This window comes from Arthrobacter zhaoguopingii (assembly GCF_009828595.1).
GTDB classification, from domain to species: domain Bacteria; phylum Actinomycetota; class Actinomycetes; order Actinomycetales; family Micrococcaceae; genus Arthrobacter_D; species Arthrobacter_D zhaoguopingii.
Map to the genome: position 1 here is coordinate 1 of NZ_WPNY01000016.1, position 13,511 is coordinate 13,511.

Below are 13,511 nucleotides of genomic sequence, written 5' to 3' on the forward strand. Positions count from 1 at the left end.
CCCCCCCGCAGGCGCCACTCCCGACCGTGTCCGGCCCCGCCTCCTCCCCCGCCTTCACCTCCTCATCGGCGCCGCAAGACACTCCGCCGCCAGCTTTTCGTCTTGACAGTCGTGTCCTCCGCTGTAATCTGGATCACAGCAGAAAACCGGTTTTTCAGCCGCATCAGGCGGAGGGCGCGCTCCGCGCCGCCGGAATACTACTGAGGAGAAACACATGGGATCACTTGAGGGCAAGGTAGCACTCATCACCGGCGCCGCTTCCGGAATGGGCAAGGCGATGGCGGTCGGGTTCGCCGGAGAAGGCGCACATGTCGTCATCGCCGACCTGAACCTGGACGGGGCGAAGGAGGCCGCAGAGGCCATCCGCGCCACGGGAGGATCGGCCTCGGCCGTTTCACTCAACGTCGCAGATCCCCAGCAGTCCAAGGCCGTCACCGAAGACATCGTGAACGAGCACGGCCGGATCGACATCTTGGTCAACAACGCGGGCATCGGCCTGATCAAGCCGCTCTGGGAGACCACCCCCGAGGAGTGGGACCGCATCATGAACGTCAACGTCAAGGGCCTGTTCTTCCTGACCCAGGCGGTGTGCGAACCCATGCGCAAGCAGCGCAGCGGCAAGATCATCAATATGGCCTCCATTGCCGGCCGCCGCGGCGAGGCACTCGTCGCCGCCTACTGCGCCTCCAAGGCCACCGTCATCTCCATCACCCAGTCCACCGCCATGGCCATGGCCGAGTACGGCGTCAACGTCAACGCGATGGCACCGGGCATCGTCGACACCCCCTACTGGAAGGAAGTCGACAAGCAGTTCGGCGAGATCACCGGAAAGGCCGAGGGCGAGACCTTCAAGAGCGCCGCCGACAACATCCCGCTGGGCCGCACGTCCGTCCCCGAGGACGTCGTGCCGCTGGCGATCTTCCTCGCCGGCCCGGGCTCGGACTACATCACGGCCCAGACGTACAACGTCGAGGGTGGAATGGTCATGAGCTGAGCCTTCCGGCTCATCCCCCTCCCCAACCTGTTCCCGAAAGGACAGCCGTGAGCTTTTCCCTCCTGAGCGAGAACTCCCTGCTTGGATCAACACCCGCCATGCTCGTCGGCGGACGGTGGGTCTCCACCGACGAAACCCGGCCCGTGGACAACCCTGCCACCGGCGAGGTGCTCACCGAAGTGCCCGAGGCCGGCCCGGAACACCTTGAGGAGACGCTCGCCGTCGCCTATAAGGCCCAGAAGGACTGGGGCCGGCGCACCTACGCGGAGCGCGCCGACGTCCTGGCCGCCGTGATCGACGCCGTCGAGGAGCACGCCGACGAACTGGCGCAGATCGTCGTCGCCGAGCAGGGCAAGACGATCACCGAGGCGCGCGGGGAAATCGGCGGGGTCAAGGCCTTCTTCGACTTCGCGCTCACCCAGAAGTACCGCAACGTCGGCGAGGTGGTCGCCTCCTCGGCGGCCAACCGCCAGCTGATCGTGCGCGAAGAACCCATCGGCATCGTCGCGGCGATCATCCCGTGGAACTTCCCGGCGGCGATCTATGCGCGGAAGGTCGCCCCCGCCCTGATGGCCGGCAACGCCATCGTGCTCAAACCCAGCGAGCTGACCCCCCTGTCGGCCCTCGCCCTGGCGAAGGTCTGCGAGAAGGCGGGCGTCCCGGCCGGTCTGGTGAGCGTCCTCACCGGCGGGGGCCGGAGCATCGGCAAGGCCCTCGTCGAACACCCGCTGGTAGGCATGGTCACCGTGACCGGGTCGACCCGCGCGGGCCGGGAAATCCTGGCCCAGGCGGCGCACAAGGTGATCCCGGTGTCCCTCGAACTCGGCGGCAAGGCCCCCGTCATCGTCTTCGACGACGCCGACCTCGACCTGGCCGTGCAGGAGGCCTTCGAGTCGCGGTTCTGGAACTGCGGGCAGGTCTGCACCTGCAACGAGCGCACCTACGTCCAGCGGGGGGTGCACGACGAGTTCGTGCGGCGCCTCCTGGAGAAGGTGAACGGGCTCGTGGTCGGCGACCCGCTGGACGAGCGCAGCCAGATCGGCCCCAAGGTCTCCCAGGCCGAATGGGACAAGGTCAAGGCCTTCGTCGACGGCGCGGTCGGCGCCGGTGCGCGGCTTGAGGCCGGCGGCGGCCGGCCCGAGCACCTCGCGGAGGACAAGGGATTCTGGTTCGCCCCCACCGTCCTGACCGGCGTCAGCAACGACATGGACATCGTGCAGCAGGAAGTATTCGGCCCGGTGCTCCCGATCATCCCCTTCGACACCTACGACGAGGTGGTGGAGTACGCCAACTCGACCGATTACGGCCTGACCGCGTACGCCTACACCGAGGACTTCCGGACGGCACTCTCGCTCACCGAGGACCTTGAGTTCGGCGAGGTGTACATCAACCAGACCGGCCCCGAGCAGGTGCAGGGCTTCCACACCGGTTGGAAGATGTCCGGTCTGGGCGGCGACGACGGCCAGCACGGCTTCGAGCGCTACACCCGCAAGAAAACTGTCTACCTGGACTACCGGCGTGGCAACTAGCCGCCTCCGCCTTTCGAGGCCCCGCCACAGCAGTCGGGGCCGCAGCCGAGCACGAAACTCAACAAGGAAGTTGGAATCATGAATCTGCACGCCACCCCGATCCTCAAGTCCCTGGCCTGCGCCGCCGTGCTGGGCTTCGCCCTGACCGGCTGCACCAACACGGGGACCACCACCGGGGGCTCCGGAGGCGGCTCCGAGACCCCTGAGGGAACTCAGCAGTCCGTCGCCTCCTCCGAGGGCCCCACCTGCTCCATTGAGGACTACGGAGCCGAGAAGATCGACCTGAAGGACGCCGTCGTCGGGTTCTCCCAGTCGGAGAAGGAGGACAACCCCTTCCGCATCGCCGAGACGCAGTCGATCAAGGATGAAGCCGAGAAGCTGGGGGTGAAGAAGCTGATCACCACCAACGCGCAGTCGACCCTGTCCAAGCAGATCTCCGACATCCAGGACATGATCTCCCAGGGAGCCCAGGCGCTCATCGTCGCCCCCCTGAACTCCGACGGCCTGGAGCCTGCCCTGCAGGCGGCCCGCGACAAGAACATCCCGGTCATCACCATCGACCGCAAGGTCAACGCGACCGCCTGCGAGGACTACGTCACCTTTCTGGGCTCGAACTTCGTGGAGCAGGGCAAACGAGCCGCCGACCAGCTGATCGAGGGAACCGGCGGGGAGGCGAAGGTCGCGATCCTGCTGGGCTCCTCCGGCAACGCCGTGACCACCGACCGGACCAAGGGGTTCAAGGACCAGGTCGCCGCCGAGGCGCCGGGCATCGAGATCGTGGCCGAGCAGACCGGCGACTTCGCCCGCGACAAGGGCCAGTCGGTCACCGAACAGCTGCTGCAGGCCAACCCGGACATCACCGCGATCTACGCGGAGAACGACGAGATGGGCCTCGGCGCCCAGGCGGCGATCGTCGCCGCAGGCAAGACGCCCGGCGAGGACATCCAGATCTACTCCATCGACGGCACCCGGAACGCGGTCGAACAGATCACCGCCGGCTCCTACAACGGCGTCATCGAATCCAACCCCCGCTTCGGTCCGCTGGCCTTCCAGACCCTGGTCGACTTCATGGACGGCAAGCCGGTGGGGCAGAACATCATCATCGCCGATTCGGAATACGACCCCTCGAACGCTGCCGAACGGGTGAACTCCGCGTACTGATTCCCCGGGGGCGGGGCCGCACCGGTCCCGCCCCATCGTTCCAGAAAGGCAGCAAACGTGACAGAGCAGCTCAGCACCGCCGCACCGGCGCCCGTGCTCGAAGCCCGCGGGGTGGGCAAGACCTTCACCGGAGTCGCGGCCCTGCAGGGCGTCGACTTCACCCTCCGCGCCGGTGAAAGCCTCGCCCTGATGGGAGAGAACGGCGCCGGGAAGTCGACGCTGATCAAGGTGCTCACCGGGGTGTACCAGCCGGACGAAGGCCAGTTGTTCCTCCATGGCGAGCCGGCCAGCTTCGCCAAGCCGGTCGACGCCCAGCACGCCGGGATCAGCACCATCTACCAGGAGGTCAACCTCGTCCCCCTGATGACGGTGGCCCAGAACATCTTCCTGGGCCGCGAGCCCCGGAACCGGTTCGGCCTGATCGACTTCCGGAAGATGCAGGAGGACGCCCGCGCCCTCCTGGCGACGTACGACATCCACGTCGACGTGCGCCGTCCGCTGCGCAGCCTGGCCCTGGGCATGCAGCAGATGGTCGCGCTCGCCCGGGCTGTCTCCATCGACGCCCGCGTCGTCATCATGGATGAGCCGACGTCGTCGCTCGAGGCCCGCGAGGTGGAGACCCTCTTCCGGGTGATCGGGATGCTCCGCTCGCAGGGCATCGCGATCGTCTACGTCAGCCACCGGATGGATGAGATCTTCACCATCTGCGAAACGGTCACGGTCCTGCGGGACGGCAAGGTGGTCCACAACGGCCGCCTGGCCGACCTGTCACGGGTCGAACTGGTGGCGCTGATGCTCGGGCGGTCGGTGGAGAAGGTCAAGCGCGGCGGCGTGACCGCCTTCGGCGAGGTCAAGGAGGGCGAGGGCGAACCGGTCCTCACCGCCCGGGACATGAGCCGCAAGCACCAGATCAGCGGCATCGGCCTGGACATCCGGCCCGGGGAAGTGGTGGGCCTGGGCGGCCTGCTCGGCTCCGGGCGCTCCGAGACGCTCAAGGCGATGGCCGGCGTCATGCAACTGGACGAGGGAAGCCTCACCGTCGACGGGAAACGCGTCCGCAGCGGATCGGTCGCGGCCGCCATCAAGGCGGGGGTCGTCATGCTCCCCGAGGACCGGAAGGCCGAAGGCATCATTCCGAACCTCTCCATCCGCGACAACATCGTCCTGGCCGCCCTGCCGCGCCTCTCCCGCGCCGGGTTCACCTCGCGCGCCAAGCAGGACGCCATCGTGGACGTGTTCATGAAGCGCCTGCGGATCAAGGCCGCGAGCCCCAACCAGGTGGTTTCCGAGCTGTCCGGCGGCAACCAGCAGAAGGTCATGATCGCCCGCTGGCTGGCCATGAACCCGAAGGTCCTGCTGCTCGACGAGCCCACCCGCGGGATCGACGTCGGCGCCAAGGCCGAGGTCCAGGCGCTCATCAACGAGCTGGCCGACGAAGGCCTGGCGATCGTCCTGGTCTCCTCCGAACTCGAGGAGGTCGTCGAGGGATCCGCGCGCGTCGTCGTCCTGCGCGACGGCGCGGTCGAGCGGGAGCTGCGCGGCAGCGAGGTCACCGAGCATCACCTCCTGGCCGCGCTGGTGGGCGAGAACCACTCACCGGCCGAAGAATCACCAGCTGAGATTAAGGAACGCCTGTGAGTACCGTAACGTCCGCTGTCCGCCTGCCGCAGAAGGGATCGGCGCTGGTCTTCCTCCAGCGGTACGGCGTGTACCTGGCCATTGCGCTGCTCCTGCTGTTCAACTTGTTCTTCACTCCGAACTTCATGACGATCGATAACTTCCGTGTCCAGTTCATCCAGGTCGTGCCGGTGCTCATCGTGGCCCTCGGCATGGCCCTGGTGATCGGCACGGAGGGCATCGACCTCAGCGTCGGTGCGGTCATGGCGCTCTCCGCGGCGGTGATCCCCCTCTATATCGGGTACGGCGCGCTGCCGGCGGCAATCTTTGCGGTCCTCGCCGGCTGCCTGATCGGCCTGGCCAACGGCACGATGATCGCGCTCATCGGGGTGCAGCCGATCGTGGCGACACTCTCCCTCATGGTCGCCGGGCGCGGCATCGCCCTGCTGGTGGCCGACGAGCAGCTCAAGTCCGTCGTCGACCCGGGCTTCCTGGCCCTGGGCCGTGGAACCATCGCCGGGGTGCCCTACAGCGTCCTGCTCGCCCTGATCCTGGTGGGACTCGTGGCGGTGCTGGTGAACCGGACGACCTTCGGCAAGCAGCTGGTCTCCATCGGCGGAAGCCGGCGGGCCGCCGAGCTCGCCGGGCTGCCGGTGAAGCGCGTGCTGATCACCATCTACATCCTCGCGGCCGCACTCGCCTCCATCGCCGGCATCATCCAGACCGCAAGGCTCAGCGCCTCGGTGCCCTCGACGGTCGGAAACCTCATCGAACTTTCGGCGATCACCGCCGTCGTGATCGGCGGCACCCCGCTCAGCGGCGGCCAGGTGAAGGTTTTGGGGACCGTCGCCGGCGCCCTGCTCCTTCAGCTCATCGCGGCGTCGCTGATCAAGCACAATGTGCCCGATGCGTACTCCCAGATCACACAGGCCGTCATCATCCTCCTCGCGGTCTACCTTCAGCGTGGAAAGGCGGTGCTCAAGTGAGCCTGGCCCTTGAACCCAGTGTCGGACCGGCAACGACCAAGCAGGTCACGCGGGAGCGCATCGCCGGGAACGTGCAGCGCTACGGGGCGGCGATCGTCCTGGGGCTGCTGCTGGTGGTCGGCAGCCTTGCCTTCCCCACCTTCCCCACCCTGAGCAACTTCACGAATATCGCCACCCAGTCCTCGTTCCTGCTCATCGTCGCCGTCGGGATGACCTTCGTGATCCTGACCGGCGGGATCGACCTCTCCGTCGGCTCCGTCTACGCGCTCGGCGGGATCCTTGCCGCCTACGGCTCCACCTGGGGGATCGCCGGCGCCGTGCTCCTGCCGCTGCTGGTCTGCGGGACCGTCGGCATTCTCCAGGGCCTGCTGATCGCCTATGGCGGGATGGCGCCCTTCATCGTCACGCTGGCGGGCCTGCTCGGCATCCGCGGCCTGGTCTTCGCCCTGACCAACGAGGGCGCCAACACCCCGCTGATCAAGGATGCAGCGGTGACCGCCCTGGGCCAGGGCGGCATACTCGGCCTGCGCTGGCCGGTGGTGATCGCCGTGGTCGTCGTGGTCATCGGGTCGGTGCTGCTCGCCCGCGGCAGGGGCTCCCAGACGGTCCTGGCCGTCGGCGGCTCCGAGAGCGCGGCGGTGCTGATGGGCCTGCCGGTGGCCCGCGTGAAGTTCAGCGTCTACGTGGTGAGCGGCCTGTGCGCCGGCCTCGCCGGCGCGTTGAATGCGGCCTACTCCTCCTCGGGGGTGCCGACCGTCGGCGTCGGGCTCGAACTGAGCGCGATCGCCGCCGTCGTCATCGGCGGAACGCTGCTCACCGGCGGCCGCGGCAACCTGATCGGGACGACGGCGGGCGTGCTGCTGCTGACGGTGATCCAGAACCTGATCAACCAGGTCGGCTCCCTCACCTCCTCGGTGCAGGCGGTGGTGTCCGGGATCTTCCTGGCCGTCGTGGTCATCATCCAGACAGTGCTCTCCCGCACCCAGCGGTTGTAGCCGGGCCCGCGGTTGCCGGGGCGTCCTACCAGCGGTCAGCGCAGGTAGGACGCCCCGTTTGCGTCGACCACGGTTCCGCTGACCCACTCTGGGGCGCCGGTCGCCAGCCACAGCACGACGGCGGCGACCTCCTCCGGCTCGGCGACCCGCCCGAACGGGCTCTGGGCGCGGACGGCGTCGCCCTGGGCGCCCTGCAGCACCGGCCGGCCCATCCTGGTGTCGACGAACCCGGGGGCGACGGCGGCCGCGACGATGCCGTGCGGTGCCAGGGCCACCGCGAGCGACTGGGTCATTGAGTGGAGCGCGGCCTTGCTCGCGCCGTACGCGGGGGTGGCCGGTTCGCCCCGGTAGGCGCCGCGGGAGCCCACACTGATCAGCCGCCCGCCCGCGGGCCCGCGGGAACGGTGGATCAGGTGGTCTGCCATCAGCCAGGACAGGTTGGCCGGGCCCATCAGGTTGACCTCGAGGGTCTGCCGCCACGCCTGCTGCCAGTCGGCATAGGAGGTGCCGTCCACGGGGTGGGAGGAGAAGATGCCCGCATTGTTAACCAGCACGTCGATGCCGCCGAGCTCCCGCACCGCCGCGGTGAAGACCCGCCGGCAGGCCTCCGGTGAGGCGACGTCGCCGACGACGACGGCGTGGCCGTCACCGGGCAGCCCGGCCCGCACCCGCTCGGCGGCGTCGGCGTCATGCCCTGCGTGCACGGCCACCCGGTGGCCGGCGTCCGCGAGCGCATATGCAATGGCGGCGCCGATGCCGCGGCCGGCGCCCGTCACGAGGCTTGAGGTCGTTGGGCTCGATGTCGTCATTCCGGCGACGATACCGAACCCGGGGCCGGGGTGCCATCGGATTCCCCTGAGGTGGCGTCCCGGGCGAGCTGCACGGCGGCGGCGGCCATCTCGTCGGAAAGCTTCAAAACATCCCACACCCCCGTGAGCCGCAGATCCCCGCTGAAGGCCGTCACGGTGGTTCCGCCGCCGTCGTGCGCGGCGAAGAAGTGAAGGAAGACCGGATGCTTTCGATGGATTGACGCTTCGTGGTGGCGCAGCCCCGTGGTGTCCCAATCCCTGGCCAGCTCCACCCAGACGGAGGAGTCAACCTCCCGGGCGGTGGCACCCGGCTGGGTGAACACCGCCTGCAGGGTGGAGAGCGTTTCGGAAACTCCTTGGGGCGAGGTCCAGGAGTCCCGGGTGGAAAACCGCGCGGCGGCCGTACGCCGCATGACGTCCGAGGGCAGCCGGACGGGCCGCCGGAAGACCGCGCCCTGGGTGAAGAGCACCGCGAGCGCAAAGCCGGCCAGGTAGAAGTAGGGCGTGGACAGCGGGACGAACCGAACGTGGGCCTCAGCCAGGTCCTCCAGCGCGGAAGCTGCCACCCACCCGGCCACGGCCACCAGCACCGCGGCGGTCTTCCGCCGCGGCGTGGTGAAGTAGAGCATCAGCCGCTGCACCCAGCTCAGCTCATCGTCGGGCGGTCCGCCGCCGACGCCCCCATTCGGCCGGTCCGAAGTCATGCGCCAGTGTCGCACGGGCCGGGCATCTCCGGCAGGGTGAACCTGCGCGGAGTCCCGGCCCGCTGCCAGCACCTCCTAGGAGGACGCCTTGGCTTCCTTGTACTGGTGGGGCAGTTTCATCGACTTCCCGGCGAGGACCCCGCGCAGCCGGTCCGGGTAGTCGGTGATCAGCCCGTCGATGCCGAGGTCAATCAGGCTGGACATGGTGGCCTCGTCGTTCACCGTCCAGGGAATGACCTGCATTCCCGCGACGTGCGCCCGCTGAACCATGTCGGCGGTGACGTAGGGAACGTAGTTTCCGTCGGTGACCGTGCCGTTCTGCGGCGAGCCATGCACCGGGGAAACGGCGTCGAAGCCCAGGAAGGAGGCCGCCTGGACGAGGTCGCCGCCGAAGTCGTCGGCGTCGATGCCGCCGAGCCAGGGCGAGGCACCGGGCTGTCCGACCTGCAGGAAGTCCTTATTGGTGAGGGCGACGGTGCGGATTTCCGGCGCCTGCTGCTGCACGAGGCGCAGGGCGCCCCAGTCGAAACTCTGGATGGAGGCCCTGCGCTCCATGCCGGCCGCGCGGATCTCCCGCAGCGCCACCTCGACGAACTGCTCCCGCGGGGCGGTCTGTTCCGGGGCGCCTGCCTCCACCTTGGTTTCGATGTTGAACTCGACCTGGCTGGCCCGGTGTGCCTTCACCAGGGCGAACAGTTCGGCCAGAGTCGGCATCTTTGCACCCGGCGCGGTGACCTGACCGGGGTAGGCGGGCAGCGCCCGCGATCCGCAGTCGAGGGTACGGACCTGGTCGAAGGTGAGGTCCTTGACGTACTTGCCGGCGTAGGGGAACTGCGGGTCGCCGGGGACCACGGGCGCGGTGTCGGCACACTTGCGGCCGTCGATCCGGCGGTCATGGGTGATCACCTCCCGGCCGTCGCGGGTGATCTGCAGGTCAAGCTCGAGCGTCGAGACCCCGGTGCGCAGCGCGGCGGCGAACGCCGGGAGGGTGCTCTCCACAGTGAGGCCGATGCCGCCGCGGTGCGCCTGAAGGTCGAAGTGGGCACCGGCGGCCGGCGCGGCGGGGCCGTTGGGGGCAGGCACGGGACCGGCCTGTGCGGCGGCGGGGGCGGCGGCGCCGAATGCCAGGGCGAGGCAGAGCGCTGCCGTGGCGGGAAGGTGTCGTGGTTTCACTTGAGCTCCTGGTCGGGGGTGGTTTGCGCTTCCACCGTCGCGGGAATCAGCGAACGGACCGGGTCGGCAAGGTGGCCGGGGCCCCGACTCCCCCTGAACATCGGCCTAACCGGCCAGAATCCCCGCAGCTTTCACGAACGTCTGGACCGGCGTCGTGACGTGGGGTGAAAGGCGGATACGCCGGCCGTCGTGCGCTGTCGCGCTGATGCCGGCGTCCGCGAGTGCCCGCAGGGCCGCTCCCGCGTCGGGAACCCCCACCGACACGATCCCCGCACGCTCAGCGCGCCGCCGGGGCGAGAGCACCGGAAGACCGGCGGCATCGAGTTCGGCGAGCAGGCGGTCCACCCCCGCCGCGATCCCCGCCTCGATTCCGGGCAGGGTGGCGGCCTCGACCAGTTCGAGCGCGGCGGCGAAGGACCCCACGGCGAAAGGCGAAAGCTGGTCGATGCCGAAGCCGAGGGCACTCGCGCGCGATGGTGCTCGACGCCGTCATAGACGGTCGCGTCGTCGACCCCCGCCCAGCCGCGCAACGCCGGACGGATCAGTGCAATCCCGGCCTCCGAGAAGGCCAGGGCGCCTGCACCCCACCCGCCGCGAATCTATTGTTGCACTCCGACACGGAGTCCCGGGAAGTGCCCACGCGCGCCCGCCCGGGTGGCGCGCCGTGAGCCGTCCCGACACAATGGCGGTACATCGTGCCCAAGGCGAAGGGGAGCCGTGTCAGCTGAAGCGATAAGGGCCGCGGGCCCCGGTGACCTGGAGCGGTTTCTCCCGCGGTCCGTCGACGGCGGGCGCGTCCTGCTGGGCATCACCGGAGCTCCAGGCGCCGGAAAGTCGACGCTCGCCCGGGCCCTGGTGGACGCTGAACCCGGCCGGCGCGGCTATGTGCCGATGGATGGATTCCATTTTGCCGATCAGGAACTGGTGCGCCAGGGGCTGCGTGACCTGAAGGGCGCCCCGGAAACTTTCGACGCCTATGGGTACGCCGCCCTGCTGGCACGGCTGCGCTGCCGGCCGGCCCACACCGTCTACGCGCCGGCCTTCGAGCGGGACCTCGAACAGCCCCTCGCCAACGCCCTGCCGGTGCCGCCCGGGCTTCCGCTGCTTATCACCGAGGGCAATTACCTGCTTCTCGACGCCCCGGGGTGGCGGGAGGTTCACGGGCAGCTGAGCGAGGTGTGGTTCGTCGACGTCGATCCGCCCCTTCGGGTGCAGCGCCTGATCGACCGGCATGTCCGGTTCGGCAAGTCCGAGGATGCCGCCCGCGCCTGGGTCGAGCAGGTGGATGAGCGGAACGCCCGCCTTATTGACGCGACGAGGGCCGCCGCCGACCGGGTGATTGACCTGACTGCCTTCTCCGTCCCAGGATCAGACCCAGTGAGCTCCGGCGGCTGACGACGATCGATCAAGCTACTGGTCGGTAGCGTCCTTCGCCGCGGCACTGGCCTTGCGCTGCCGGTAGGAGCGCATCGCCATCTTCGTGCCGCACGGATTCGCCCTGCAGTAGGCTCCGGCCCCATTACGGGTGCGGTCGTAGAACGCAGTCTTGCACTGCGGGTTACCGCAGGCCTTGACCCTGTGCCACCGCTCTTCAATCGTGGTGACGGTCAGGGCTGCCACGACCTGGCCCAGGATGGCCGCGAACCCGGACTGCAGGGGGACGAGCTTCTGCCGGAGGGAGAACGGCATGGCCGTCAGGGGGTGTGCCGCGCCGATCTTGGCGATGGCGTCCTGCGCCCGGGCCACCTCCTCCTCCGAGACGGCATGGCCGGCGTTGTGCAGCATGCTCACGACCAGGGCGTCACGGAGTTCCTTCGCGGCGGCAAGGTCCGCAGGAGTGAGGGCCAGACCCTCCGGTGCCCCCATGTGCTGGGAGAGCCAGTGGGCGAGCTGATCGGGGCTCTCCCATTCCTCGCCTTTTTCCCCGGTCGCCTTGGTGTTGGCGAACGCCATCAGGGCCTCCACTCCTGGAGTGGCGGTCAGAACCGACGGGCTGGATGATGTGCTCACGCGTACAGTATACACCCCTTCTGTTACGTCAAATTACTTTGAACATAACATGCACACCCCAAGGGCTTGTATGTAATGTTCTAACCTTTTATGATCATAACATGATCATTTCACAGACGCCCATCGAGGCGAAGACATGGTTTATCACTGGCGCATCGAGCGGCATTGGCCGTGAGCTTGTTCTCGCGGCTCTGGGCCGGGGCGACAGTGTCGCTGCACTGTCGCGGAAGACCGCGCCGCTGGATGACCTGGCGCGCGAGTACCCGGACCGCCTGCTGCTGCTGAGCGCCGACGTGGCGGACGAAGCGGCGGTCACCGCCGCCGCATCGCGCACCGTTGAGAATTTCGGGACGATCGACATCGTGGCGAACAACGCCGGTTACGGTCTGTTCGGCGGCATCGAGGAAGCAAGCGATACGCAGGCGCGTGCCATCTTCGACACCAACGTGTTCGGCGTGCTCAACGTCCTGCGCGCGACCCTTCCCGTACTGCGGGCCCAGGGAAGCGGCCTGATCCTCCAGGGTTCATCACTCTACGGTCAGTTCGCGCACCCGGGCGTCGGGATGCTCGCCGCGACCAAGTTCGCGGTCGAGGGCCTCTCCGAGGCCCTGGCGCAGGAGGTTGCCCCTCTGGGAATCAAGGTCAGCATCGTCCAGCCCGGCGCCACCGAGACGCCGTTCCTGGCGAACCTTGCGTTTGCCGAGCCCATCAAGGCCTACGACGGAACAGTGCGGGCCGTGCAGAAAGCCATCGGTGAGATCCCGGCCGGATCCGGCATTGAACCGGCAGCCGCCGTGGCTGCCCTGATGGCCGTCGTCGACTCGGACACCCCGCCGCTCCGCATCGCCCTGGGCGAAGCGGGTGCCGACCAGATGCGTGCGGCACTGAACGGCCGCCTCACCGAGCTGGATGCCTGGTCCACCGTGACTGCCTCGGCCGACACGAAGTAACACCCTCCCAATCCCCACTCCACCCGACCGGTCGGTGCCCCCTGGAGGTGCCGGCCGGTCTCGGCGTTAACGGCACGGAGCCGGCACCTCGCGGCGAACCGAATGCCATCACGGTGGAGACGATCGTGGCGGGCTCAGGATTACCCGGTACCTCAGGCTTCCCGGGGCGGAATCTCCTGGAGGACCCACCGGTTGCCGTCCGGATCGGCGAAATAGGCGAACAGGAAACCCCCAAGGTCCTGCGGCTCGCCGATCGGGGCTCCGCGGCCGACCAGTTCGGAGCGCGCCGCTGCCATGTCCGGCACCACAAGCTGGAGTCCCTCGAGGCTTCCGGGAACCATGCCGGTCATCCCAGTGCCAATCACGATGGAGCAGGACGATCCCGGCGGAGTGAGCTGGACGACCCGCATCCCGGCGATGTGCTCGGCGTCGTGGTCGAGAACGAAGCCGAGGGCGTCGACATAGAAGGCCTTGGCCCTGTCCACATCGGAGACAGGCACCTGGACAACCTCAAGGCGGAGTTCCATGGGCGCCACCCTACGGGACAAGGGCGCGCCGCGGGGTGGATTCCGGGGATGAATTT

At 68.4% G+C, this 13,511-nt stretch carries 14 protein-coding genes; 8 read left to right on the top strand and 6 right to left on the bottom strand.

The genetic code is table 11. The annotated features are described in order from the left end of the window. The first annotated feature begins 214 nt into the window (after positions 1-214). The 6 genes from GVV86_RS16490 (at position 215) to GVV86_RS16515 (ending at position 7,282) form a co-directional block, all read left to right on the top strand. The gene (locus GVV86_RS16490) at positions 215-994 is read left to right on the top strand and encodes a glucose 1-dehydrogenase (RefSeq protein ID WP_133403503.1); all 780 of its coding nucleotides are present in this window, start codon (positions 215-217) and stop codon (positions 992-994) included. 47 nt (positions 995-1,041) lie between these two features. After that, entirely contained in the window at positions 1,042-2,523 is a 1,482-nt protein-coding gene (locus GVV86_RS16495) for an aldehyde dehydrogenase family protein (RefSeq protein WP_246670025.1), read from the top strand. 78 nt (positions 2,524-2,601) lie between these two features. Then, positions 2,602-3,684, top strand: a complete 1,083-nt coding sequence (locus GVV86_RS16500; protein WP_159620076.1) for an ABC transporter substrate-binding protein — start codon at positions 2,602-2,604, stop codon at positions 3,682-3,684. Between the two features lie 57 nt (positions 3,685-3,741). After that, a complete protein-coding gene (locus GVV86_RS16505) occupies positions 3,742-5,322 on the top strand; it encodes a sugar ABC transporter ATP-binding protein (RefSeq protein WP_159620074.1) in 1,581 nt (526 codons plus the stop codon). Next, positions 5,319-6,287: an ABC transporter permease gene (locus GVV86_RS16510; RefSeq protein ID WP_201291491.1), complete on the top strand. Its 969-nt coding sequence runs from the start codon at positions 5,319-5,321 to the stop codon at positions 6,285-6,287. Before GVV86_RS16505 ends, GVV86_RS16510 begins: the two co-directional genes overlap by 4 nt. Continuing rightward, complete coding sequence (locus tag GVV86_RS16515; RefSeq protein WP_159803427.1) at positions 6,284-7,282, top strand: ABC transporter permease; 999 nt, start codon at positions 6,284-6,286, stop codon at positions 7,280-7,282. Before GVV86_RS16510 ends, GVV86_RS16515 begins: the two co-directional genes overlap by 4 nt. A gap of 35 nt (positions 7,283-7,317) precedes the next feature. Here the strand turns inward: GVV86_RS16515 and GVV86_RS16520 are convergent, their stop codons facing one another. The 4 genes from GVV86_RS16520 to GVV86_RS16535 form a co-directional block, all read right to left on the bottom strand. Beyond that, complete coding sequence (locus GVV86_RS16520; protein ID WP_159620070.1) at positions 7,318-8,091, bottom strand: SDR family NAD(P)-dependent oxidoreductase; 774 nt, start codon at positions 8,089-8,091, stop codon at positions 7,318-7,320. After that, positions 8,088-8,795, bottom strand: coding sequence for a hypothetical protein (locus GVV86_RS16525; protein ID WP_159803428.1), 708 nt, complete (start codon positions 8,793-8,795; stop codon positions 8,088-8,090). Before GVV86_RS16525 ends, GVV86_RS16520 begins: the two co-directional genes overlap by 4 nt. A 75-nt stretch (positions 8,796-8,870) precedes the next feature. Next, complete coding sequence (locus GVV86_RS16530) at positions 8,871-9,968, bottom strand: glycerophosphodiester phosphodiesterase (protein ID WP_159803429.1); 1,098 nt, start codon at positions 9,966-9,968, stop codon at positions 8,871-8,873. A 105-nt stretch (positions 9,969-10,073) separates the two neighbouring features. After that, positions 10,074-10,391: a hypothetical protein gene (locus GVV86_RS16535; protein WP_159803430.1), complete on the bottom strand. Its 318-nt coding sequence runs from the start codon at positions 10,389-10,391 to the stop codon at positions 10,074-10,076. Positions 10,392-10,685: 294 nt separating this feature from the next. On the opposite strand from GVV86_RS16535, the gene GVV86_RS16540 reads away from it, so the two are divergent. Next, on the top strand, positions 10,686-11,363 hold the full coding sequence (locus tag GVV86_RS16540; protein WP_159620062.1) for a nucleoside/nucleotide kinase family protein: 678 nt from the start codon (positions 10,686-10,688) through the stop codon (positions 11,361-11,363). A gap of 15 nt (positions 11,364-11,378) precedes the next feature. Here GVV86_RS16540 and GVV86_RS16545 read toward each other — a convergent pair whose 3' ends face one another. Next, on the bottom strand, positions 11,379-11,978 hold the full coding sequence (locus tag GVV86_RS16545; RefSeq protein ID WP_159620060.1) for a CGNR zinc finger domain-containing protein: 600 nt from the start codon (positions 11,976-11,978) through the stop codon (positions 11,379-11,381). 101 nt (positions 11,979-12,079) lie between these two features. Here GVV86_RS16545 and GVV86_RS16550 point away from each other — a divergent pair, with 101 nt between their 5' ends. Beyond that, entirely contained in the window at positions 12,080-12,928 is an 849-nt protein-coding gene (locus GVV86_RS16550) for an SDR family NAD(P)-dependent oxidoreductase (RefSeq protein ID WP_159620058.1), read from the top strand. 152 nt (positions 12,929-13,080) lie between these two features. Here the strand turns inward: GVV86_RS16550 and GVV86_RS16555 are convergent, their stop codons facing one another. Further along, on the bottom strand, positions 13,081-13,455 hold the full coding sequence (locus GVV86_RS16555) for a VOC family protein (RefSeq protein ID WP_159620056.1): 375 nt from the start codon (positions 13,453-13,455) through the stop codon (positions 13,081-13,083). Between the last annotated feature and the right edge of the window lie 56 nt (positions 13,456-13,511).

What these genes read in the sequence shown, in the direction of transcription:
- GVV86_RS16490 (WP_133403503.1), top strand. Translation starts at nt 215, where the DNA reads ATGGGATCACTTGAGGGCAAGGTAGCACTCATCACCGGCGCCGCTTCC.
- GVV86_RS16500 (WP_159620076.1), top strand. Translation starts at nt 2,602, where the DNA reads ATGAATCTGCACGCCACCCCGATCCTCAAGTCCCTGGCCTGCGCCGCC.
- GVV86_RS16520 (WP_159620070.1), bottom strand. Translation starts at nt 8,091, where the DNA reads ATGACGACATCGAGCCCAACGACCTCAAGCCTCGTGACGGGCGCCGGC.
- GVV86_RS16525 (WP_159803428.1), bottom strand. Translation starts at nt 8,795, where the DNA reads ATGACTTCGGACCGGCCGAATGGGGGCGTCGGCGGCGGACCGCCCGAC.
- GVV86_RS16550 (WP_159620058.1), top strand. Translation starts at nt 12,080, where the DNA reads ATGATCATTTCACAGACGCCCATCGAGGCGAAGACATGGTTTATCACT.
- GVV86_RS16555 (WP_159620056.1), bottom strand. Translation starts at nt 13,455, where the DNA reads ATGGAACTCCGCCTTGAGGTTGTCCAGGTGCCTGTCTCCGATGTGGAC.